At 67.5% G+C, this 20730-nt stretch carries 21 protein-coding genes; 15 read left to right on the top strand and 6 right to left on the bottom strand.

Features of this window, described 5'->3' with window-relative positions; genetic code table 11:
- Window positions 1–13 precede the first annotated feature (13 nt).
- Window positions 14–1051, top strand: coding sequence for an alpha/beta hydrolase (locus QKY98_RS16070; protein ID WP_284671239.1), 1038 nt, complete (start codon window positions 14–16; stop codon window positions 1049–1051).
- On the opposite strand, the gene QKY98_RS16065 is transcribed toward QKY98_RS16070, so the two are convergent.
- Window positions 1019–3208 carry an ATP-binding protein gene (locus QKY98_RS16065; protein ID WP_077172298.1) on the bottom strand — a complete coding sequence of 730 codons (2190 nt, stop codon included), beginning with the start codon at window positions 3206–3208 and terminating at the stop codon, window positions 1019–1021. The genes QKY98_RS16070 and QKY98_RS16065 overlap by 33 nt on opposite strands.
- A gap of 92 nt (window positions 3209–3300) precedes the next feature.
- Window positions 3301–3888 (bottom strand): HAD family hydrolase, encoded by a 588-nt coding sequence (locus QKY98_RS16060; protein WP_074585388.1) that lies wholly within the window; start codon window positions 3886–3888, stop codon window positions 3301–3303.
- 100 nt (window positions 3889–3988) lie between these two features.
- Between QKY98_RS16060 and QKY98_RS16055 the strand changes: the two genes are divergently transcribed.
- The 6 genes from QKY98_RS16055 to QKY98_RS16030 all read left to right on the top strand — a co-directional run bounded on the left by QKY98_RS16055 (window position 3989) and on the right by QKY98_RS16030 (window position 10549).
- Window positions 3989–4732 carry a haloacid dehalogenase type II gene (locus QKY98_RS16055; RefSeq protein WP_284671238.1) on the top strand — a complete coding sequence of 248 codons (744 nt, stop codon included), beginning with the start codon at window positions 3989–3991 and terminating at the stop codon, window positions 4730–4732.
- Window positions 4733–4786: 54 nt separating this feature from the next.
- Window positions 4787–5413 carry a CatB-related O-acetyltransferase gene (locus QKY98_RS16050; protein ID WP_181085208.1) on the top strand — a complete coding sequence of 209 codons (627 nt, stop codon included), beginning with the start codon at window positions 4787–4789 and terminating at the stop codon, window positions 5411–5413.
- A 69-nt stretch (window positions 5414–5482) separates the two neighbouring features.
- Window positions 5483–5749 (top strand): hypothetical protein, encoded by a 267-nt coding sequence (locus QKY98_RS16045; RefSeq protein ID WP_007160672.1) that lies wholly within the window; start codon window positions 5483–5485, stop codon window positions 5747–5749.
- Window positions 5750–5780: 31 nt separating this feature from the next.
- Entirely contained in the window at window positions 5781–6476 is a 696-nt protein-coding gene (gene tsaA, locus QKY98_RS16040; protein WP_027598312.1) for a tRNA (N6-threonylcarbamoyladenosine(37)-N6)-methyltransferase TrmO, read from the top strand.
- Window positions 6477–6595: 119 nt separating this feature from the next.
- Window positions 6596–7972 carry a nucleotide 5'-monophosphate nucleosidase PpnN gene (gene ppnN, locus QKY98_RS16035; RefSeq protein ID WP_042137868.1) on the top strand — a complete coding sequence of 459 codons (1377 nt, stop codon included), beginning with the start codon at window positions 6596–6598 and terminating at the stop codon, window positions 7970–7972.
- A gap of 351 nt (window positions 7973–8323) precedes the next feature.
- Window positions 8324–10549 (top strand): putative bifunctional diguanylate cyclase/phosphodiesterase, encoded by a 2226-nt coding sequence (locus QKY98_RS16030; RefSeq protein ID WP_027598313.1) that lies wholly within the window; start codon window positions 8324–8326, stop codon window positions 10547–10549.
- Here QKY98_RS16030 and QKY98_RS16025 read toward each other — a convergent pair.
- Both QKY98_RS16025 and fpr read right to left on the bottom strand, forming a co-directional pair.
- On the bottom strand, window positions 10546–11232 hold the full coding sequence (locus tag QKY98_RS16025) for a dihydrofolate reductase family protein (RefSeq protein WP_027601505.1): 687 nt from the start codon (window positions 11230–11232) through the stop codon (window positions 10546–10548). The genes QKY98_RS16030 and QKY98_RS16025 overlap by 4 nt on opposite strands.
- Before the next feature lie 137 nt (window positions 11233–11369).
- Window positions 11370–12149, bottom strand: a complete 780-nt coding sequence (fpr, locus tag QKY98_RS16020; protein WP_007160677.1) for a ferredoxin-NADP reductase — start codon at window positions 12147–12149, stop codon at window positions 11370–11372.
- A 120-nt stretch (window positions 12150–12269) separates the two neighbouring features.
- Here fpr and QKY98_RS16015 point away from each other — a divergent pair, with 120 nt between their 5' ends.
- The gene (locus QKY98_RS16015) at window positions 12270–13202 is read left to right on the top strand and encodes a LysR family transcriptional regulator (protein ID WP_027601504.1); all 933 of its coding nucleotides are present in this window, start codon (window positions 12270–12272) and stop codon (window positions 13200–13202) included.
- On the opposite strand, the gene QKY98_RS16010 is transcribed toward QKY98_RS16015, so the two are convergent.
- Window positions 13203–13640 (bottom strand): DUF4345 family protein, encoded by a 438-nt coding sequence (locus tag QKY98_RS16010; RefSeq protein ID WP_017638634.1) that lies wholly within the window; start codon window positions 13638–13640, stop codon window positions 13203–13205. It lies immediately after the preceding gene.
- 185 nt (window positions 13641–13825) lie between these two features.
- Between QKY98_RS16010 and pdxY the strand changes: the two genes are divergently transcribed.
- The 3 genes from pdxY to QKY98_RS15995 all read left to right on the top strand — a co-directional run bounded on the left by pdxY (window position 13826) and on the right by QKY98_RS15995 (window position 16224).
- Window positions 13826–14719: a pyridoxal kinase PdxY gene (gene pdxY / locus QKY98_RS16005; protein ID WP_267400248.1), complete on the top strand. Its 894-nt coding sequence runs from the start codon at window positions 13826–13828 to the stop codon at window positions 14717–14719.
- 532 nt (window positions 14720–15251) lie between these two features.
- Window positions 15252–15833 carry an IS110 family transposase gene (locus QKY98_RS16000; protein ID WP_284671237.1) on the top strand — a complete coding sequence of 194 codons (582 nt, stop codon included), beginning with the start codon at window positions 15252–15254 and terminating at the stop codon, window positions 15831–15833.
- A gap of 13 nt (window positions 15834–15846) precedes the next feature.
- Entirely contained in the window at window positions 15847–16224 is a 378-nt protein-coding gene (locus QKY98_RS15995; RefSeq protein ID WP_284671236.1) for a transposase, read from the top strand.
- Between the two features lie 235 nt (window positions 16225–16459).
- Here the strand turns inward: QKY98_RS15995 and dksA are convergent, their stop codons facing one another.
- On the bottom strand, window positions 16460–16864 hold the full coding sequence (dksA, locus tag QKY98_RS15990) for an RNA polymerase-binding protein DksA (protein WP_044341679.1): 405 nt from the start codon (window positions 16862–16864) through the stop codon (window positions 16460–16462).
- A gap of 192 nt (window positions 16865–17056) precedes the next feature.
- On the opposite strand from dksA, the gene QKY98_RS15985 reads away from it, so the two are divergent.
- Genes QKY98_RS15985 through otnC form a run of 4 tightly spaced genes read left to right on the top strand, consistent with a single transcriptional unit; the run spans window position 17057 to window position 20609 of the window.
- Window positions 17057–17761 (top strand): FadR/GntR family transcriptional regulator, encoded by a 705-nt coding sequence (locus tag QKY98_RS15985; RefSeq protein ID WP_044341678.1) that lies wholly within the window; start codon window positions 17057–17059, stop codon window positions 17759–17761.
- Window positions 17762–17782: 21 nt separating this feature from the next.
- Window positions 17783–18676: an L-threonate dehydrogenase gene (gene ltnD / locus QKY98_RS15980; protein WP_027601501.1), complete on the top strand. Its 894-nt coding sequence runs from the start codon at window positions 17783–17785 to the stop codon at window positions 18674–18676.
- Window positions 18677–18681: 5 nt separating this feature from the next.
- Entirely contained in the window at window positions 18682–19974 is a 1293-nt protein-coding gene (gene otnK / locus QKY98_RS15975; RefSeq protein WP_284671235.1) for a 3-oxo-tetronate kinase, read from the top strand.
- A complete protein-coding gene (otnC, locus tag QKY98_RS15970; RefSeq protein ID WP_144948281.1) occupies window positions 19971–20609 on the top strand; it encodes a 3-oxo-tetronate 4-phosphate decarboxylase in 639 nt (212 codons plus the stop codon). The genes otnK and otnC overlap by 4 nt, the downstream gene beginning before the upstream one ends.
- The last annotated feature ends 121 nt before the right edge of the window (window positions 20610–20730 follow it).

The following is a 20730-nucleotide window of genomic DNA, read 5'->3' as shown; positions in this document are numbered from 1 at the left end:
CGGGAGATCCCCGATGCGTCGCCTGCTCGCGCTGTGCCTGGCCCTGGCCTGGGGCTCCGCCCTGGCGGCGCCCCATGAGGGGGTCGCCCGTATCGTCAGCGACCGGCTGCCGATCGGCCAGGCGCAGGCCGCGCTGCAGCTGTCCACCGACTGGGACCGGCCCCATCCGGAGATCCGCCGCGCCTTGGTGATCGTGCATGGCCGGCTGCGCAATGCCGCGACCTATTTTCGCTCCGGCCAGACGGCCACGGCAGCGGCCGGCGCCATGGCGGACACCCTGGTGATCGCCCCGCAATTCCTCAATGAAACGGACGTCCAACGCCATCGGCTGCCGGACACCCTGCTGCGCTGGCAGGGCAATGCCTGGATGGGCGGCGAGCCCGCCCTGGGTCCGCAGCCGCTGAGCAGCTTCGCGGTGTTCGATGCCCTGCTCGCCCGCCTGGCGGAGCGTCGGCTGCTACCCAATCTGCAGGAGGTGGTGATCGCCGGACATTCCGGCGGTGGCCAGGTGGTGCAGCGCTACGCCGTGCTCGGCCAGGGCGAGCAGGCCCTCGCCGCCCAGGGCATTCGCCTGAGATACGTGGTGGCCAATCCCTCGTCCTATGCCTATTTCGATACCCGTCGTCCGGATGCCCAGGGCCAGCCCGTGCCCTTCGCCGCGGCGGCCAGCTGCCCGGACTTCGACACCTGGAAATACGGCATGCAGGGCCTGCCGGCCTATGCCGCGGGTCGCACGGCCGCCAGCCTGGAAGAGCACTATGCGGGACTCGACCTGACCTATCTGCTGGGCGCCGAGGACACCGATCCCAACCATCCGGCGCTGGACAAGGGCTGCGCCGCCGAGGCCCAGGGCCCCTATCGCCTGGCCCGCGGGCTGAATTACTACCGCTATCTCCAGGGCCGCCATCCGGGGCTGCGCCAGGCGCTGATCGAGGTGCCCGGCGTGGGCCACAACGGCGACGCCATCTTTACCTCGCCCGCAGGCCGCCAGGCACTGTTCGGCACCGGCGACCAGGCTTCAGCGCGCCAGGGCGGCGGGCGCGTCCAGTAGCTCCTGCACCTGGGCGACGAAGGCTTCCAGGGTGAAGGGCTTGCCCAGCACAGCCATGCGCTCGCCGACCAGCGGGACGGGCGGCTCGTTGCCCGCCGCATAGCCGGTGATGAAGAGGATCGGCAGGTGCGGTCTGAGGGTACGGGCCGCGCCGGCCAGCAAGCGGCCGTTCAGCCCCGGCAGGCCGACATCGGTGATCAGCAGGTCGAAGCCCTCGCCTTCGCGCAGGGCCGCCAGCGCCGACTCGGCATCCACGGCGTCGCGATACTCCCAGCCCAGGTCGACGAACACCTGCACCAGCAACTCGCGGATGACCGCATCGTCTTCCACCAGCAGCACCCGGACGCCGGGCAGGACGCAAGCGGTCGGGGCACTGGTGACCGGCTGGGGTGCCTGGGCGGCCAGGGCCGGATGACGCGGCAGCAGCAGGCTCACCCGACAGCCCTGCCCCGGCGCGCTGGTCACGCTCACCTGGCCGCGCGACTGGCGGACGAAGCCATAGATCATGGACAGTCCCAACCCCGAGCCCTGGCCCACCGGCTTCGTGGTGAAGAAGGGTTCGAAGACCCGCTCCAGCACCTCCGGCGCCATGCCCACGCCATCGTCGCCGACCTCGATCAGCAGGTAGTCGCCCGCCGGCAGACCCGGATCGGCGTCGGACTGCACCCAGTTGCGCGCGCGGATGGTCAGGGTGCCACCCGCCGGCATGGCATCGCGGCTGTTGATGGCCAGATTCAGCAGGGCATTTTCCAGCTGGTGCGGATCGACGTCGACCGGCCAGAGTCCGGCCTCCAGTTCGAGCTGGCAGCGGATCTGCGGTCCCAGGCTGTGCAGCAGCAATTCCTGGAAGTCGCCGATCAGCCGGGCGACGTCGACCGCCTGGGGATTGAGCGTCTGGCGGCGGGAAAAGGCCAGCAGTCGATGGGTGAGACTGGCGCCCCGTCCGACCGACTGGGTGGCGGTGTCGAGCAGACTGCCGACCCCGGCCAGGACCTCCGGCGCCAGGCGGCGGCGCAGGAGATCCAGGCTGGCCTGGATACCGGCCAGCAGGTTGTTGAAATCGTGGGCGATGCCGCCGGTGAGCTGGCCCACGGCTTCCATCTTCTGCGCCTGGCGCAGCAGCTCCTCGGCCTGGGCGCGACTGTGCATCTCCTCGCGCAGCTGGCGATTGCTCTCCTCCAGTTCGGCGGTCCGCGCCTGCACCTGGATCTCCAGGGTGGCGCGCTCGCGGCGCAGGGCTTCTTCGGCCTCGCGGCGGTCATCGATGTCTTCGCTGGTGCCGTACCAGCGGATCACGGCGCCCGCTTCATCGCGCCGCGGATAGGCGCGGGTGCGCAGCCAGCAGTGGCTGCCATCCGCCACCCGTACCCGGTGCTCCTGGTCGTAGGCCCGACCGGCGCGGCGCGCCGCGTCCCAGGCCTGCCGGGTCGCCTGGCGGTCGTCCGGATGCAGCAGCGTCCAGAAGGTATCGGCGTGCAGCGCCGGCTGGCCGGTCAGTTGCTGCCAGCGCGGCGAAAAGACCATCCGCCCGCCGTCGGGATCGCAGGTCCAGGTGTACTGGGGATTGAGCTCCACCAGATGCCGATAGTGGTCTTCGCTTTCGCGCAGCTGCAGATCCGCCTGGTGGCGCTCGATGGCCAGGGCGGCGGTCTCGGTGACCAGGCGGAAGGCGTCGCGCTCGGCGACCAGAGGGCGCCGTGGCTCCAGATAGTAGTTGGCGAAGGTGCCCAGCAGCCGGCCATCCAGGGCCAGCAGCGGCATCGACCAGCAGGCCCGCAGGCCGTAGCGCAGCGCCAGGTCACGGGCGCCCGCCCACAGCGGATCGCAGGCGATGTCCTCGACATAGACGGCTTCGCGCCGGTAGGCGGCGGTGCCACAGGAGCCCGCCAGCGGGCCGATCTCCAGCCGACCGAGATCGCGGCTGTAGGCTTCCGGCAGACTGGGCGCGATGCCGTCCTGCAGATAGCGGCCATCCTCGCTGAGCAACAGGATGCAGGCATGCAGGCGAACCTGGGCCAGGGCCTCCACCCGCTGCAGCAGCGCGTGCAGCACGCTGGTCAGAGGCAGCCCGGTGGCAAGGCTTTCCAGCGTCTGGCGCTCGTACTGACGCAGATCGCTGGAGGACGGCTGGTCGCTGGAAGGGGCGTGGAGGCTCATAGGGCTGGCCTGAGATGGATCCGAAGCCGGCATCTTAGCCAGTGGCCCGGCAAACAACAGACTATTTGCGCCTGACGGGCAATTTCCTGGCGTCAGAGCGCCGCCAGGATCTCGGTGCAGGTCTCGAAGCGCTGGTCCCGCGCCGCCGGCCAGGGATCGCCCGGCTGATTGACCTGAAGTGTCCGGCAGCCCACGGCCCGCCCGCACTCCAGGTCGTAGCGGTGATCGCCGATCATCACCAGGCGGTCTGGCGCCACCTGCCAGAGTTCGGCCAGCCGCAGCAGGCCACCCGGATCGGGCTTGGGCGGCGCCTCGTCGCGCCCCAGCACCGCGGCGGGCGCGAAGCAGTCTTCCAGACCGATGGCGGCCAGGGTCAGCAGCGCCAGATCGCGGGCATTGCGGGTGAGGATGCCCAGCGCGCGACCGTCCTCGTGCAGGCGCCGGATGAGGGCGACCGCACCCGGTGCCGGGCGGGCAGCGACGGCCAGTTCGCGCTCGTGCTCGAACAGCCAGGCGTGCTTGGCCTCGCGCTCGGTGGCCGGCAACTCGGCCAGGTGGTGGAGGATGTCGGCCTGTTCGGGGATGCCCAGATGCCGGCGAATGGCGGCGAAGTCGTGTACCGCCAGGGTCAGGGTGCCGTCCAGGTCGAACACCCAGTGGCTGAGGTGACGCAGTGTCATGCAGGGATCCTTTGGCGAGAGGTGACCTTCGGGCACTCCGGGGGAACCCCCGTCACCCGTGCTCCGTCTGGTGGAGACAACCTTCTGCAGGAGTCTACCCATGACGACGACCGTCCGGGCGCTACTTTTCGATGTCTTCGGCACTGTGGTGGACTGGCGTGGCAGCCTGGTCGAGGGCTTGCAGGGGCTGTCGGCCAAGCATGGCGTCCAGGGCGACTGGGAGCGGCTGGCCGATGCCTGGCGCGCCGAAGCCTACGAGGCCATCCTGCCGCAGATCGAGGCCCGCACCCTGCCCTGGCTGCCCCTCGACGAGGTGCATCGGCTGGCGCTGGACGAATTGCTGCCCCGTTACGGCCTGGTCGGCCTGACCACCGCCGAGGTGGCCTGGATCAATAGACTCTGGCACCAGCTGACCCCCTGGCCCGATGCCGTGCCGGGTCTCACGCGGCTGCGCCAGGGCTATCCGGTCTGCGCCCTGTCCAATGGCAATGTCAGTCTGCTGCTGGACATGGCCCGCCATGCCAGGCTGCCCTGGGACATGCTCTTTGGCGCCGATCTCTTCCAGCGCTACAAGCCGGCCGCGGAGGTCTACCTGGGTGCCTGCGCCCTGCTCGACCTGGAACCGGAACAGGTAATGCTCTGCGCCGCCCACAATGGCGACCTGCAGGCGGCCAAGGAGTTGGGCCTGGCCACCGCCTTCATCCAGCGCCCGCGGGAAAAGGGCCCGGCCGGTGGCGAAGTCTCCGCAGGCGGCTGGGATCTGGAAGCGAGCGACCTCCAGGATCTCGCCGACCAGCTCGGCCTGCCAGCGATGGAGGACGAGCGGGCCGAGCCCGGCGATTGAGCGCGGCCCAGGCGCTTCTGTATCCTGCCGGATACTTTTCGCCAGGGCACCGCCATGGGTTTTCTCGACAAGCTGCGCAAGAAACGTGAACGCCAGGCCCTGGCCGCCCTGCCCCGCCTGCACCAGCGCACGGCGCGCCTGCGCCGCGAGCTGCCCGACTACGAGATCGGCGCCGGCACCTATGGCGCGCCCAGGGTGTTCGATCTCAAGGAAGGCGCCACCCTGCGCCTGGGGCGCTACACCTCCATCGCCGAAGGGGTGCGCATCCTGCTTGGCGGCCTGCACCGGCTGGACTGGGTGACCACCTATCCCTTTCCCGCCTTCGTCGACGACCTGGCCCACATCAAGGACTACGGCGGCACCCGTGGCGACGTGGTGATCGGCAGCGACTGCTGGATCTGCACCGATGCGCTGATCCTCTCCGGCGTCACCATCGGCCATGGCGCCGTGGTGGCCGCCGGCGCCGTGGTTACCCGCGACGTGCCGCCCTATGCGGTGGTGGGCGGCAATCCGGCACGCTTCATCAAGTGGCGGTTTCCCGAAGCCACCTGCCAGGCACTGCTCGCCATCGCCTGGTGGGACTGGCCCGAGGCGGAGATCCTCGCCGCCGGCGAATACCTGTGCAGCGCCGATATCGACGGCTTCATCGCCTACGCCCGGGCGCGCCATCCGGCGTCCTGAATCCAGCGTCTGGAACTCGAGGCGCCTCCCAAGGCTCACCTTCATTAGTCAATCTTTTGAAGGTTTTCCATGGAAGCGCTCGATCTGCTGCAATGGCCGGCCATGGCCATCACCCTGCTCGCCGCCTGGCTGGTGGCCTCCCAGCGCCAGGGCCGGCGCAGCCTGGGTTTCTGGGTGTTCCTGCTCAGCAATGCCCTGTGGATCGCCTGGGGCCTGCAGGCCGAAGCCTATGCCCTGATCGTACTGCAGCTGGGCCTGGCGGCGATGAATCTGCGCGGCGTGCGCCGCAACGCCGACGAGGCGCCCGCCGCCGCCGAGGTCTCGGGCAGGGCATAATGACCAGCCCTGCGTCAGACGGCCCCGCCCCATGCAGCACAGCGTCACCCCCATCGGCCACGTCCGCTCCTGCTTCAAGGAGAAATTCGCCATTCCCCGGCAGCCCGCCCTGGCGCCGGCCGCCCGCGGCGTGCTGGAACTGCTGCCGCCCTTCGATCGGCCCGAGGCGGTCGAAGGGCTGGAAGGCGTCAGCCATGTCTGGCTGCTGTTTCTCTTCCACCAGGCGCTGGAGAGCCAGCCGCGCCTGCGGGTACGGCCGCCGCGCCTGGGCGGCAATCGCTACCTGGGGGTGTTCGCCACCCGCGCCACCCACAGACCCAACGGCATCGGCCAGTCGGTGGTCCGGCTGGACGGCCTCGAACCGGGACGGCTGCTGCTCTCGGGCATCGACCTGCTCGACGGCACCCCGGTGCTGGACATCAAGCCCTATGTGCCTTACGCCGACAGCCCGCCGGGTGCCCACAACGCCATCGCCGAGGCGCCGCCGCCGGCCCTGGCGGTAGGCTGGGCGGACGCAGCGCGCGTCCAGGCCGAGGCCCATGGCCAGCGCCTGGGTGAGCCCCTGGCCGAGCTGATCGAGCAGTGCCTGGCCCAGGATCCGCGCCCGGCCTACCAGGCGCCCACGCCCGAGCGCCGCTATGGCGTGCGCCTCTGGGACGTCGAGGTGCACTGGCACTATCCGACCGCGGAACAGATCCGGGTACTGGACGTGACCGCGGCGTCCTGATGCCGCCCGGTTTGCATTCCGGCGGCCAAGGCCCCAACAATGACATTGCCGGATCGCATGAGGCGGTCCGCACCCGGCTACGGCCGCCGTTCGGCCGTATCACCGATAGGGAAGCATCTATGGCTCCAAGCAGACAGGTCATCAACGCTCAGGTCAGCCCCAAGGGCAGCCTGGAGACCCTTTCCCAACGCGAGGTCCAGCAGCTCAGCGCGGCCGGCTCGGGCAACCTCTACCAGCTCTTTCGCCAGTGCGCCCTGGCCATCCTCAACACCGGCGCCCACAGCGACAACGCCAAGACCATCCTCGAGGCCTACCAGGACTTCGAGATACTCATCCACCAGCAGGACCGCGGCGTGCGCCTGGAACTGATCAACGCCCCGGCCGACGCCTTCGTCGACGGCGAGATGATCGCCAGCACCCGCGAGATGCTGTTCAGCGCCCTGCGCGACATCGTCTACACCGAGAGCGAACAGAGCAGCCTGCGCATCGATCTGGAAAGCTCCGAGGGGATCACCGACTACGTCTTCCACCTGCTGCGCAACGCCCGCACCCTGCGCGCCGGCATTGAGCCGAAGATGGTGGTCTGCTGGGGCGGTCACTCCATCAGCACCGAGGAATACAAGTACACCAAGAAGGTCGGTCACGAACTCGGCCTGCGCAGCCTGGACATCTGCACCGGCTGCGGCCCGGGCGTGATGAAGGGCCCGATGAAGGGCGCCACCATCGCCCACGCCAAGCAGCGCATTCAGGGCGGCCGCTACCTGGGCCTCACCGAGCCGGGCATCATCGCCGCCGAGGCGCCCAATCCCATCGTCAACGAACTGGTGATCCTGCCCGACATCGAGAAGCGCCTGGAGGCCTTCGTCCGCGTTGGCCACGGCATCATCATCTTCCCGGGTGGCGCCGGCACGGCGGAGGAATTTCTCTATCTGCTGGGCATCCTCATGCACCCGGACAACCGGGACATCCCCTTCCCGGTGGTGCTCACCGGGCCGCAGAGCGCCGCGCCCTACCTCGAGCAGCTGCATGCCTTCATCGGCGCCACCCTGGGCGAAGCCGCCCAGCGTCACTACCAGATCGTGGTCAACGATCCGGTCGAGGTGGCCCGGCAGATGGCCCAGGGCCTCAAGGCGGTCAAGCAGTTCCGCCGCGAGCGCCACGACGCCTTCCACTTCAACTGGCTGCTGCGCATCGAGGAAGGCTTCCAGCGCCCCTTCGATCCCACCCACGAGAACATGGCCGCCCTGCAGCTGACCCATGCCGTGCCGCCGCACGAACTGGCCGCCAACCTGCGCCGCGCCTTTTCCGGCATCGTCGCCGGCAACGTCAAGGCCAAGGGCATCCAGCTGATCGAGGAACGAGGGCCCTACGAGATCCATGGCGATCCCGACATCATGCGGCCGCTGGATCGGCTGCTGCAGGCCTTCGTCGAGCAGCACCGGATGAAGCTGCCCGGCGGCGCGGCCTACGAGCCCTGCTATCGCGTGGTCAGCTGAATCCTTTCACGTTGGCCTTTTTGGCCGATTTCCTCCCGCCATGACCGTTCGTCCACATCCTGTTCGACGAACGGTCATGATGCTAGCCAGGTGATATCAAAAAGTCGCTAGCCAGCTATCCAGAGCGCTTCGCTGATTCGCGTCCGGAGGGTGATGGAAGTCCCTTTGCCGCCCTGAAAAAACCTTGCGCGCTAACTGCATGGCTCCGCGTTAAAGCCCCTCTTCACCACGCCGATAGGGCAAGGCAAGCTAATCTCAGAGCGCAGGTTGCCGTAGTGAAATCTACCCGGGCGGAGACCCCGCCGGGCCGTCTTCCTCCAGCCGCGCCAGACTTCCTGCCGAGGCCACGGAATGAACAACTGGCTGGGACTCGACTTTCTCGTCGCCCCTCTCGCCCAAGAGCAGGTGCACCTGCACGGCCAGCATGATGGCTGGCTGGTCGCCCTCGCCTATCTGGTGGCGGTCAGCGCCTGCTATGTCACCCTGGTATTCGCCGAGCGCATCGGCCAGACCCGCACCCTGGCCCGGCGCCGCGCCTGGAGCCTGATGGGCGCCCTGAGCTTCGGCTTCGGCGTCTGGGGCATGCACTTCATCGCCATGCTGGCCTTTACCGTGCCCACCCGGGTGCACTACGACCTCTTCATCACCCTGGCCTCGCTGCTGATCGTGGTGCTGGCCGGACTCATGGCCATGCCCGCCCTCAGCCAGCCCGATCTCACTCTGGGCCAGCGACTCAAGGCCGGCACGGTGCTGAGCGTGGGCATCGTGCTCATGCACTACACCGGCATGGCCGCGGTGCACACCGAGGCCATGGTGCTCTATCGCCCGCTGCCCTTCCTGCTGTCGATCGGCATCGCCGTGGGGGCGAGCTTCGCCGCCCTGCAGCTGATCCAGATCTTCCGTCGCCACTACACCGGCATCTATCGCTGGCTGCGCATCGCCACCGCCCTGGTGATGGGCCTGGCGATCGCCGCCATGCACTTCACTGGCATGTGGTCCATGGTGCTGGTCGCCCCGGCCGAGACCGCAGACGCCCTGCAGGGCGCCAGCAATTCCTGGCAGCTGGGGGTGGGCATCGCCATCATCGCCCTGCTGCTGGTGGTAGGTGGCCTGGGCGCGGCCTGGGCCGATCGCCAGCTGCAGCGCAAGGAAAACGACCTGGAGCGGGTCAATTCCCTGGTCGGCCAGCTCGACGAGGCGCGCGCTTCGCTGCAACAGGCCGCGCACTACGATCCCCTCACCGACCTGCACAACCGCCGCGCCTTCAATCAGGCCTTCGCCGAGATCCTCGAGCGCCATGCCCAGCAGGGGCGCAGCCTGGGGGTGATGTTTCTCGACATCGATCACTTCAAGCGCATCAACGACAGCCTCGGCCACGACGCCGGCGACCAGTTGCTGGTGGCCATGGCCAAGATCATTCGCGAGGCGGTGCGTGACGGCGACCTGGTGGCTCGCTTCGGTGGCGACGAATTCTGCATCCTGGCCAGCCTCGCCGGACCCGAGGAGGCCCGGCACCTGGCCCAGCGCATCCTGGAGCGCCTGCGCAATCCGGTCACCATCGGCAACCGCACCCTGGTGATGACCACCAGCATCGGCATCAGCCTCTATCCTCGCGACGGCGGCTGCTGCGAAGAGCTGCTCAAGAGCGCGGATCTCGCGCTCTACCTGTCCAAGGGCAATGGCCGCAACACCTTCAGCTTCTTCGACGAGACCCTGCGCGAGAAGATCTCGCTGCAACTGGAGCTGGAGGCCGAACTACGCGAAGCCCTGGTCGAGGAGCGCGGTCTGCAGCTCTACTACCAGCCCATCCTCGACGTCGCCAGCGGTCAGCTGGACAAGGCCGAAGCCCTGATCCGCTGGGACCATCCCCGCCTCGGCATGCTGGCGCCCAACCACTTTCTCGGCGTGGCCGAGGCCAATGGCTTCGTCGAAGAGCTGGACGCCTGGGTGCTCCGGCGGGCCTGCAAGGACCTGGCCGAGCTGACCGCCGCTGGCCTCACGGAGCTGCGCATCGCAGTCAACTGCTCGGCGCTGAGCCTGAGCAACGACGCCCTCCCCGGGCAGATCGCCTGGCGGCTGGACGACCACCAACTGTCGCCGCGGCGCCTGGAACTGGAGGTGACCGAAAATGCCCTGGTCAAGAACGTGCAGCCCACCGCCGAGCTGTTGCAGCGCATTCGCGACCTGGGCGTGACGGTGTCCATCGACGACTTCGGCACCGGCTATTCCTCGCTCGCCTACCTCAAGCGCCTGCCGATCGACACCGTGAAGATCGACCGCTCCTTCGTCACCGGGCTGGCCGAGGGCAACGCCGATCACCAGATCGTCCAGGCCATCATCGGCATGGCCCGGCCGCTCAAGCTCAAGGTCACCGCCGAGGGCGTCGAGCATCTGGAGCAGCTGCGGCTGCTGTGCGCCCTGGGCTGCGACTTCATCCAGGGCTATCACATCAGCCGACCGGTCCCCCTGGCCCAGGTGCCCGAGGTGATCGCCCGCTATGCCAGCGGGGTCTGCCCACTGCAGGCCCAAGCGGAGGTGGATGCCGACGCCCTGGCGCTGGCCAGGGCGCTCGGCTAGCCGCGCCGATAGCGCAGCCAGACGCTGCCGTCGTCCTGGGCTTCGGCCGTATCCAGCTTGAGGTACAGCGGCTGCTGCCAGGCCTGCTCGGCGATCTCGAAGGAGGCCGGATGGGCGCCACGGCCGTCCACCAACGGGATGATCAGCACACTGATCTCGTCCACCAGGCCGGCGGCGACAAAGGAGCCGCTGACATGGGGACCACCCTCCACCACCAGCCGCTCGATGCCCAGTTCTGCGTTGAGCAATTCCAGCACCGCTGCCAGATCCAGTTCGTCCTTGCCACCGAAGACGTAGGAGGCACCGATGTTCTGCAGGTGCGTCAGGTAGTCATCGCTGACGCCTTCGGTCAGCACCGCCACCACGTGGGAATCCAGGGCCTCGTTCTTTTTCCAGGCCACCTTGCCCTGGGGATCGATGGCGATGGCGTACTTGGCGGCATCGCGCTTGGCGAAATGATGGGTGCGCGGGATGGGCGCCTGGGCGACGCCGGTGGGATAGCCTTCGCCATGGGCGATCTCTTCCATGGTCACCCGGCCGCAGGCCCAGGCATCGAAGGCGAAGCGCTCGGCCAGGCGCTCGTAGGTGGTATCGGCCTGTTTCTTGACGGCGCGATCCCAGCCATCGGTGAGGGCGTGGCCGTCGACCGACGACATCATATGGCAGATCACATAGGGCTTCATGGGGACTCCCGGCAGTGGCGTGTCGCCATGACACGCCTTGCAGCAACCGACCGGTCCGGCGCCGGGGGAGTTCAGCCCGCCGGGCCGCGGAAACGAAAAACCCGCCGGAGGGCGGGTTTTCGGGGAGCCTGCTCGCGTTATTTCTCGACGAAGGCGCGCTCGATCAGGTAGTCGCCCGGATCGCCCATGCGCGGCGAGATGGTCAGGCCGAATTCGTTCAGCACGGCGCTGGTCTCGTCCAGCATGCTCGGGCTGCCGCAGATCATGGCGCGGTCATCCTGCGGATTGATCGGCGGCAGGCCGATGTCCGCGAACAGCTTGCCACTGCGCATCAGGTCGGTCTGACGACCCTGGTTGCGGAATTCCTCACGGGTCACCAGGGGGTAGTAGATGAGCTTCTCGCGCACCAGATCGCCGATGAACTCGTGCTCCGGCAGGGTCTTGGTGATGAAGTCGGCATAGGCCAGTTCGTTCACGTAGCGCACGCCGTGGACCAGGATCACCTTCTCGAAGCGCTCGTAGGTTTCCGGATCCTGGATGGTGCTCAGGAAGGGCGCCATGCCGGTGCCGGTGCTCAGCAGATAGAGGTGCTTGGCGGGCTTGAGATCGCTGAGGATCAGGGTGCCGGTGGGCTTGCGGCTGACCATCAGGTTGTCGCCTTCCTTGAGGTGCTGCAGGCGCGAGGTCAGGGGGCCGTCCGGCACCTTGATGCTGAAGAACTCCAGGTGCTCTTCGTAGTTGGGGCTGGCGATGCTGTAGGCGCGCATCAGCGGACGACCGCCTTCGGTTTCCAGGCCGATCATCACGAACTGACCGTTCTCGAAACGCAGGCCCGCGTTGCGGGTGGTCTTGAAGCTGAACAGGGTGTCGTTCCAGTGATGAACGCTCAGGACGCGCTCGGTGTACAGGTTGCTCATCGATGACTCCAGGAAAAATCGGTACAGCCCGGGGCTGGATAGAAATTGCGCGACAGTTTATAGAGGGGGAAAATATCCGTGAAATGAATAATTCGAATATAGGTTATCCAAAAGGCAGATATGAGATTCACGTTGCGTCAACTCGAGGTCTTCGTCGCCGTGGCGCGCCAGGAAAGCGTTTCCCGGGCGGCCGAGGCGCTCAGTCTGTCGCAGTCGGCCACCAGCACCGCCCTGGGCGAACTGGAACGGCAATTCGACTGCCGGGTATTCGACCGCGCGGGCAAGCGTTTGACGCTCAACGCCCTGGGCCGGCAATTGCTGCCCAAGGCGGTGGCCCTGCTCGACCGCAGCGCCGAGGTGGAAAATCTGCTGCGCGGCAAGACCGGCTTCGGCTCCCTGGAGGTCGGCGCCACCCTCACCATCGGCAACTACCTGGCCACCCTGCTGCTGGGCGATTTCATGCAGCGCCATCCCGACTGCCGGGTGCGACTGCACGTGCATAACACCGCCAGCGTGGTGCAACGCATCGCCAACCATGACATCGACCTCGGCCTGATCGAAGGCGACTGCCAGCATCCGGATCTGGAGGTGCAACCCTGGATCGAGGATGAACTGGTGGTGTTCTGCGCGCCCGGACATGTCCTGGCGGGCAGGGAGGCCACCCAGGCCGAACTAGAAGCCCAGGCCTGGATCCTGCGCGAACAGGGTTCCGGCACCCGCCTGACCTTCGACCAGGCCATGCGCCATCACGCCCAGCCACTGGACGTGCGGCTAGAGCTGGAACACACCGAGGCCATCCTGCGCGCGGTGGAATCGGGACTGGGCATCGGCTGCCTGTCGCGGCTGGCGCTGAGAGACGCCTTCGCCCGCGGCACCCTGGTGCCCATCGCGACCCCGACCCTGGATCTGCGCCGCCAGTTTTGCTTCATCTGGCACAAGCAGAAGTACCAGACCGGGGCCATGGTCGAATTTCTCGACCTCTGTCGCCAGCTGACCCTGGGCCTCGCCCGCAGCGATCAGATCGACACCGCGCGGCCCCGGCCAGGGCGCTAGTCACTGGCCCTGGTAGATCCGGCGATTCTCCAGCTCCCGCTGCTCGTGGCGGCGGTGCGCGCGCAACGCCAGCAGCGCCAGGACGCCGATCACCAGGCGATAACCCTGGGAATAGAGATCCAGCTCGGCGGTGGCCGATTCGCCCAGTACGCCGCTGATCAGGCGCACCACGAACAGCGTCAGCTGCACGAAGGCCACCAGCAGCAGGCCGGCCGACAGCCATTCCGCCCGCCGGAAGGCCAGCACGGCAAACAGCGCCAGGGCGAATTGCATGCCGCCGTACCAGACCCGCGCCTCGGCCACCGAGGCCGAATCCATCAGCACCATGCCGCGGGCATTGGCCATCTCATAGGGATAGAACCAATGCGCCAGGGCGAGTCCAAACCAGACCAGGGCCTGCAGACCCAACACCAGACGTGCGAAGCGAAGCTCGGACATTCCCCGTTTCTCCTTGGGGCCAGAGGTGAATGACAGCCGCTCCAGTGTAGCCAGCGCCGGGAGCGATCTGCACTGCCGATGCAGACCGCCACAGGCGGGTTAGGGTTCGCCGGAAGCGCTGGGGTAAGCTGCAGGCCTCCACCCTTCCGGCTCCTGACCCGGAGCCCGCCGCCCGAGAGATCGCCATGCCCGCCGCCCTGCCCGCCCAGCCGCCGCTGGTGCTGTCCATCCAGTCCCATGTCGCCTACGGCCACGTCGGCAACGCTGCCGCTACCCTGCCGCTGCAACTGCTCGGCCTGCAGCCGGTGGTGGTCAACACGGTGCAATTCTCCAATCACACCGGCTACGGCGAATTCAAGGGCCAGGTCTTTCCGCCCGAACACATCCACGACGTGCTCGACGGCCTGCGCGCCCGCGGGGTGCTGGAGCGCTGCGTGGCGGTGCTCTCCGGCTACCTGGGCGACGCCGCCATCGGCGAGGTGATCCTCGGCGTGGTGCAGGAGATCCGTCGTCAGCGCGGCGACCTGCAGTATCTCTGCGATCCGGTGATGGGCGACGTCGGCCGCGGCATCTTCGTGCGCCCCGGCATTCCCGACTTCCTGCGCCGCCGCGCCATCGAGCAGGCCAGTCTGATCACCCCCAATCAGTACGAATTCGAGTTGCTGCACGGCCAGCCACTGGCCGACACCGCCGACGCCGTGGCCGCTGCCCGCTTGCTGCTCGGCCGCCCCGGTCAACCGGGGCCCAAGACCATCGTCATCACCAGCCTGCGCACCCCGGATCTGCCGATCGACGTCCTCAGCACCCTGGTGGTGGAGGCCGCGGACGCCTGGCTGGTGCAGACGCCCTACCTGGATCTGCAGCCGCTGCCCAACGGCATGGGCGATGTCTTTTCCGCGGTGCTGCTGGGCCAGTTGCTCAACGGCCAGTCCACGCCCGCCGCGGCGTCCCATGCGGTCAGCGCCCTCTACGCCCTGGTCGCCCGCACCGCCCCCGGCAGCCGTGACCTGCCGCTGATCGCCGCCCGCGAGCAGATCGTGCGACCGGGCGAGTTGTTCGAGGCGCAGCGGCTGCCGTAGGTGGGGTTGAGCGCCAGCGAAGCCCAAGGGCGCCCCGCCCTGTTGGGCTTCGACGATGGAGCCATACCCTCTTCGCGCGCCGTACCGCCCCCTCTCCCCCCGGGAGAGGGTTGGGGTGAGGGCAACCCTTCACGCCTGAAACCTTGAACGCGTGGAAAACGCTGCGCGGTTTTCCACCCTACGCCCTTGCAGGATCCTCCGCCGCTCCATACCGCCCCCTCTCCCCTCGGGTGAGGGTTTGGGGTGAGGGCACCTCTTCACGCCTGAGCCCTTGAACACGGGGAAAACGCTGCGCGGTTTTCCACCCTTGTATCTCGACTACAGCCTCCTCAGGAGGTCATAGTCCCCGACTGATCATCGGGGGAGGATGGCAAGCCGCGTCCACCCTTAAGCCTTTGAGCTTGCAGCGTAGATAGGCTGCCTCCTCCACACTCATCCCCAAGTCCGAACGGTATCTGGAGCCTCAAGAGCTCGTATTACGCAAGGTTGGACGGGATGACGTGATCGTGACGCATCTGAAGGAGGAGACTTCATGGCCGTAGTAGTAGGCGTTGATATCGCCAAGCGCAGCTTCGACCTGGCCGTCCTGCAGTCCAACGGCAAGTACCGGACAAAGGGCAAGCTGAGCAACGATCAGGCAGGCTTCGCGGTCTTTGCTGACTGGCTGCAACAGCATGCCGAGCCAGGCGCTTGGATCGTGATGGAAGCCACGGGCATCTATCACGAATCGCTCGCCGGGCACTTCCATGCGTTGGGCTACCGAATCGCGGTGCTCAATCCAGCACAGATCGCCCGTTATGCGCAAAGCCAGTTGCAGCGCAGCAAAACGGACAAACTCGACGCCAAGCTGATTGCCACCTATGGCCAGCGGCATGAAGATAGTCTGCGAGCCTGGCACCCGGAACCTGTGTCCATCCGCACGCTTCGCGCGTTGACCCGGCGCCTGGAGGATCTCCAATCGCTACGGCAGATGGAGCTCAATCGGCTTGAGATCAGTCCGGAAAAAGTCCAGGACTCGATCCGGGCAGTCTTGCAACGGCTCGATGAGCAGATCGCCTGGACGCTCGAACAGATCAATCGCCATATCGACGACGATCCGGACTTTGCGTGGTAAGCGCGACCTGCTGGTGAGTATCGACGGCATCGCTGACAAGACCGCCGCCCTGATCCTGGCGGAGCTCAGCGATATCGACCGCTTCGCCGATGCGCGCGCCGTTACCGCCTTTGCCGGCTTGAACCCGCGCCTGCAGGAGTCCGGCCTCGCGCGCGCCCATACCTGCATCTCGCGCATGGGATCAGTCCGCTTACGAAGTGCGCTATACCTACCTGCTGTCGTGGCGCTGACCTATAACCCGGCTATCAAGGCGCAAGCCGAGCGCCTGAAAGCCAGGGGCAAGAAAGGTAAACAAACCGTCTGCGCCGCCATGCGTAAGCTGCTGACCATCGCCTATGGCGTGCTCAAATCGGGCAAGCCTTTCGACCCTGCTTTAGCCATTGCACACTGAAGGGCGAAGACGGTATCTACGCCCCTTGCGGGGTCCTCCGCCGCTCCATACCGCCCCTCTCCCCCCCGGGAGAGGGTTGGGGTGAGGGAAGCCCTTCACGCCTGAGCCCTTGAACGCGTGGAAAACGCTGCGCGGTTTTCCACCCTACGCCCCTTGCAGGGTCCTCCGCCGCTCCATACCGCCCCCTCTCCCCCAGGGAGAGGGTTGGGGTGAGGGAAGCCCAACCGCGAATCCCTCACGACGACTGCAGATGCCGCTCCCGCTGTTCCTGGCGCTCCTTGGCTTCCACGCTGAGGGTCGCGGTGGGTCTCAGCAGCAGCCGCGCGAGGCCGATAGGTTCGCCGGTCTCCTGGCACCAGCCGTAGTCGTCGCGGGCCAGGCGCTCCAAGGCAGCGTCGATCTTGTCCAGCAGCTTCTTTTCCCGTTCCAGCTGGCGCAGTTGCCACTGGCGTTCCTGCTCGGCATTGCCGACGTCGGCCGGATCGCCGTGGGTGTCCAGGCCGCGCAGGTCTTCCACCTGCTCGTCGATCAGGCGCTGCAGATCGCCACGCTGGGTCAGCAGCAACTGGCGAAAGAATGCGCGCTGGACCTCGTTCATGTAGTCCGCGGCAGGTAGCGCCAGCAGTTCTTCAGCGGTCATCGACCAGCCCTCCATCCGCAAATGTTATATTATAACACTTAATAGCCGCTCTAGCCCGCTTCTGCCAGCCGTAGAATCCATCACAAAAATTCCGTAGTGCCTCAGCCCAAACCACTACACAAAGGCAAAAGCCTGTGCGAAAGTAGCGCTACAACCTGTATGACAACCTTACAACCACATAAGCAGGTCTCCATGTTCGCCAAGGTTCCCGCCAATGTCCTGAGCGACAGTGTCGCTCAGCAGCTGCTGGACAAGATCGAAGCCGGTGTCTTCGCCCCCGGCAGCAAGATCCCCAGCGAAGCCCTGCTTTCCGAAGCCTTCGGCGTCAGCCGTACCGTGGTGCGCGAGGCCATCTCGCGGCTGAAGAACGAAGGCGTGCTGCAGCCCCAGCAGGGTCGCGGCATCTTCGTCACCGCTCACGCCAGCATCCGTCCGCTGCGCATCGACGCCGACGAAGCCAGCCTGCCCGGCAGCGTCTTCCACCTGCTGGACCTGCGTCGCGCCATCGAGGCCGAGATCGCCTCCGAAGCCGCCATCAACCGCAGCGAGACCGATCTGGTCGCCATTGACGAGGCCCTGGCCGCCATCGACGAAGAGGTCGCCGACGGCCATGACGGCGTACGCGCCGACGTGGCCTTCCATCGCACCATCGCCCAGGCCACCGGCAATCCCTACTTCATCAGGACCCTGGAATTCGTCAGCCAGTACCTCGAGACGGCCACCCGCATCACCCGCACCAACGAGGCGCGGCGCGAGGACTTCTCCCGTCAGGTGCACGAAGAACACCAGGCCATCGTCGCCGCCATTCGCCTCGGCGATCCCCTGGCCGCCGCCAACGCCGCCCGCCAGCACATCTACAACGCCGCCCGCCGCCTGCGGCAGGCCGGCTTCGCCTGACCTTTTACGGAGAACAACAAGATGCAAGACAACGTCGGTGTCATCGGCCTCGGGGCCATGGGTCTGGGCGTCGCCCGTTCGCTGCTGCGGGCCGGCTTCGCCGTGCATGCCTGCGACGTGCGCGCCAGCGTGCTGGAAGCCTTCGCCAGCGAAGGCGGCGTGGCCTGTACCTCGCCTGCGGCCCTGGCCGACAGCTGCGACATCCTCATCACCGTGGTGGTCAACGCCGAGCAGACCGAAGCCGTGCTGTTCGGTGAGCAGGGCGCGGTTGCCGCCCTGCGTCCGGGCAGCCTGGTGATCGCCTGCGCCACCGTGGCTCCGGCCTACGCCGTGGAGCTGGGCGAGCGCCTGGCCGAGCGCGGCATCCTGCTGCTGGACGCCCCGCTGTCCGGGGGCGCCGCCAAGGCCGCCAGTGGCGAGATGACCATGATGACCTCCGGCACCGCGGAAGCCTATGCCAAGGGCGAAGCGGTCCTGGCCGCCATGGCCGGCAAGGTCTATCGCCTGGGCGACGCCCCCGGCCAGGGTTCCAAGGTCAAGATCATCAACCAGCTCCTGGCCGGGGTGCACATCGCCGCCTCCGCCGAGGCCATGGCCCTGGGCCTGCGTGAAGGGGTCGATCCGGAGGCCCTCTACGAGGTCATCACCCACAGCGCCGGCAACTCCTGGATGTTCGAGAATCGCGTGCCGCACATCCTCAAGGCCGACTACACCCCGCTGTCCGCCGTGGACATCTTCGTCAAGGACCTGGGCCTGGTACTGGATACCGCGCGCACCTCGAAATTCCCGCTGCCGCTGTCGGCCACCGCCCACCAGATGTTCATGCAGGCCTCCACTGCCGGCTACGGTCGTGAAGACGACTCGGCGGTGATCAAGATCTTCCCGGGCATCGAGCTGCCCAAGGCCGCGGAGTGAGACCGATGAGCGCGACCGAGACCCGCCCGCTGCTGGGCTGCATCGCCGACGACTTCACCGGCGCCACCGATCTCGCCAACATGCTGGTGCGCGGCGGCATGCGCACCGTGCAGGTGATCGGCGTGCCCGCTGCCGACGCCGAACTGGAAGCCGCCGACGCCGTGGTAGTGGCGCTGAAATCCCGCACCACGCCGGCGGCCGAGGCGGTGAGCGAATCCCTGGCCGCCCTCGCCTGGCTGCGCCAGCGTGGCTGCCGGCAGTTCTTCTTCAAGTACTGCTCCACCTTCGACTCCACCGCGGAAGGCAACATCGGCCCGGTGGCCGAGGCCCTGCAGGAGGCGCTGGACTACGACTTCACCCTGGCCTGCCCGGCCTTCCCGGAGACCGGCCGCACCCTGTTCCGTGGCCACCTGTTCGTACAGGACCAGCTGCTCAGCGAATCCGGCATGCAGCACCACCCGCTGACGCCCATGAGCGATGCCAACCTGGTGCGGGTGCTGCAGGCCCAGAGTCGCGGCAAGGTAGGGCTGCTGCGCTACGACCAGGTCGCCAAGGGCCCCGAGGCCGTGCGCGCGGCCATCGCCGAGCTCCGGACTTCGGGTCATCGTCTGGCCATCGCCGATGCCCTTTCCGATGCCGATCTGCACACCCTGGGCGCGGCCTGTGCCGAGCTGCCCCTGGTCACCGGTGGTTCGGGCATCGCCCAGGGCCTGCCGGAGAATTTCCGCCGCGCCGGTCTACTGCAGGCGCACGACGCCGCCGCCCTAAAGTTGCCCACCGGTGGCGAAGCCGTGCTGGCCGGCAGTGCGTCCCAGGCTACCAATGGCCAGGTCGCTGCCTGGCTGGAAGCCGGGCGCCCGGCCCTGCGCCTCGACCCCCTAGCCCTTGCCCAGGGTGACGACACCATCGACGCCGCCCTCGCCTGGGCGCGCGAGCAGGACCAGGCCGTGCTGATCTATGCCACCAGCCCCGCCGACGAGGTCAAGGCCATCCAGCGCGAGCTGGGCGTGGCGCGCGCCGGTGAACTGGTGGAGCGTGCCCTGGGCCAGATCGCCCGCGGCCTGTTCGACAGCGGCGTACGCCGTGTGGTGGTGGCCGGTGGCGAGACCTCCGGCGCCGTGGTCCAGGCCCTGGGCGTACAAGCCCTGCGCATCGGCGCCCAGATCGATCCGGGCGTGCCGGCCACCCTCGGCCAGGTGCAGGGCGAACCCCTGGCCTTGGCGCTCAAGTCCGGCAATTTCGGCAGTCGCGACTTCTTCGCCAAGGCCCTGCGCCAGCTGGCGGGAGAACAGCCATGAGCGCCGAAGCCCGGCTACGCGAAGAGATCTGCACCGTCGGCGCCAGCCTCTATGCCCGCGGCTACACCGTGGGCAGCGCCGGCAACATCAGCGCCCGCCTGGAAGACGGCTGGCTGATCACCCCCACCGATGCCTGCCTGGGTCGCCTCGATCCGGCGGCCATCGCCAAGGTCGGCCTGAACGGCGACTGGGTCTCCGGCGACAAGCCGTCCAAGACCCTGGCCCTGCATCGCCAGGTCTATGACCGCAATCCCGGCGTGGGCGGCGTGGTGCATACCCACTCCACCCACCTGGTGGCCCTGACCCTGGCCGGCGTCTGGCGCCCGGACGACATCCTGCCGCCCATCACCCCCTACCAGGTGATGAAGGTCGGTCATATCCCGCTGATTCCCTACGCCCGCCCCGGCGCCGCCAGCGTCGCCGAGCAGGTGGCGCAACTGGCCAACCGGGTCCGCGGCGTGATGCTCGAACGCCTCGGTCCGGTGGTCTGGGAAAGCAGCGTGAGCAAGGCCAGCTTCGCCCTGGAGGAGCTGGAAGAAACCGCGCGGCTGTGGCTGCTGACCGAGCCGCGCCCGGCGCCGCTGGATGCCGCCGCGCTGGCCGAACTGGCGGAGACCTTCGGCGCCGTCTGGTGACCTGAAGCCCGCGTTACCGCAATACCCCCACGATGGCCCTCATTGGCCGTCGCGGGATCGGCTTGCCCTGGAAAAACAACAATAGCGAGGAAAGTGCCATGTCCCACGTCGTCAGCCCCAT

The sequence above is a fragment of the Pseudomonas sp. HR1 genome (assembly GCF_030175875.1).
GTDB lineage: Bacteria > Pseudomonadota > Gammaproteobacteria > Pseudomonadales > Pseudomonadaceae > Chryseomonas > Chryseomonas oryzihabitans.
The sequence above is the reverse complement of the archived record's forward strand: the minus strand, read 5'-3'. Positions and strand labels throughout refer to the sequence as shown.

Bases quoted from the DNA above. Each gene is read 5' to 3' on its own strand.
- QKY98_RS16070 (WP_284671239.1), top strand. From the start codon at position 14: ATGCGTCGCCTGCTCGCGCTGTGCCTGGCCCTGGCCTGGGGCTCCGCC.
- QKY98_RS16065 (WP_077172298.1), bottom strand. From the start codon at position 3,208: ATGAGCCTCCACGCCCCTTCCAGCGACCAGCCGTCCTCCAGCGATCTG.
- QKY98_RS16060 (WP_074585388.1), bottom strand. From the start codon at position 3,888: ATGACACTGCGTCACCTCAGCCACTGGGTGTTCGACCTGGACGGCACC.
- QKY98_RS16055 (WP_284671238.1), top strand. From the start codon at position 3,989: ATGACGACGACCGTCCGGGCGCTACTTTTCGATGTCTTCGGCACTGTG.
- QKY98_RS16050 (WP_181085208.1), top strand. From the start codon at position 4,787: ATGGGTTTTCTCGACAAGCTGCGCAAGAAACGTGAACGCCAGGCCCTG.
- QKY98_RS16045 (WP_007160672.1), top strand. From the start codon at position 5,483: ATGGAAGCGCTCGATCTGCTGCAATGGCCGGCCATGGCCATCACCCTG.
- tsaA (WP_027598312.1), top strand. From the start codon at position 5,781: ATGCAGCACAGCGTCACCCCCATCGGCCACGTCCGCTCCTGCTTCAAG.
- ppnN (WP_042137868.1), top strand. From the start codon at position 6,596: ATGGCTCCAAGCAGACAGGTCATCAACGCTCAGGTCAGCCCCAAGGGC.
- QKY98_RS16030 (WP_027598313.1), top strand. From the start codon at position 8,324: ATGAACAACTGGCTGGGACTCGACTTTCTCGTCGCCCCTCTCGCCCAA.
- QKY98_RS16025 (WP_027601505.1), bottom strand. From the start codon at position 11,232: ATGAAGCCCTATGTGATCTGCCATATGATGTCGTCGGTCGACGGCCAC.
- fpr (WP_007160677.1), bottom strand. From the start codon at position 12,149: ATGAGCAACCTGTACACCGAGCGCGTCCTGAGCGTTCATCACTGGAAC.
- QKY98_RS16015 (WP_027601504.1), top strand. From the start codon at position 12,270: ATGAGATTCACGTTGCGTCAACTCGAGGTCTTCGTCGCCGTGGCGCGC.
- QKY98_RS16010 (WP_017638634.1), bottom strand. From the start codon at position 13,640: ATGTCCGAGCTTCGCTTCGCACGTCTGGTGTTGGGTCTGCAGGCCCTG.
- pdxY (WP_267400248.1), top strand. From the start codon at position 13,826: ATGCCCGCCGCCCTGCCCGCCCAGCCGCCGCTGGTGCTGTCCATCCAG.
- QKY98_RS16000 (WP_284671237.1), top strand. From the start codon at position 15,252: ATGGCCGTAGTAGTAGGCGTTGATATCGCCAAGCGCAGCTTCGACCTG.
- dksA (WP_044341679.1), bottom strand. From the start codon at position 16,864: ATGACCGCTGAAGAACTGCTGGCGCTACCTGCCGCGGACTACATGAAC.
- QKY98_RS15985 (WP_044341678.1), top strand. From the start codon at position 17,057: ATGTTCGCCAAGGTTCCCGCCAATGTCCTGAGCGACAGTGTCGCTCAG.
- ltnD (WP_027601501.1), top strand. From the start codon at position 17,783: ATGCAAGACAACGTCGGTGTCATCGGCCTCGGGGCCATGGGTCTGGGC.
- otnK (WP_284671235.1), top strand. From the start codon at position 18,682: ATGAGCGCGACCGAGACCCGCCCGCTGCTGGGCTGCATCGCCGACGAC.
- otnC (WP_144948281.1), top strand. From the start codon at position 19,971: ATGAGCGCCGAAGCCCGGCTACGCGAAGAGATCTGCACCGTCGGCGCC.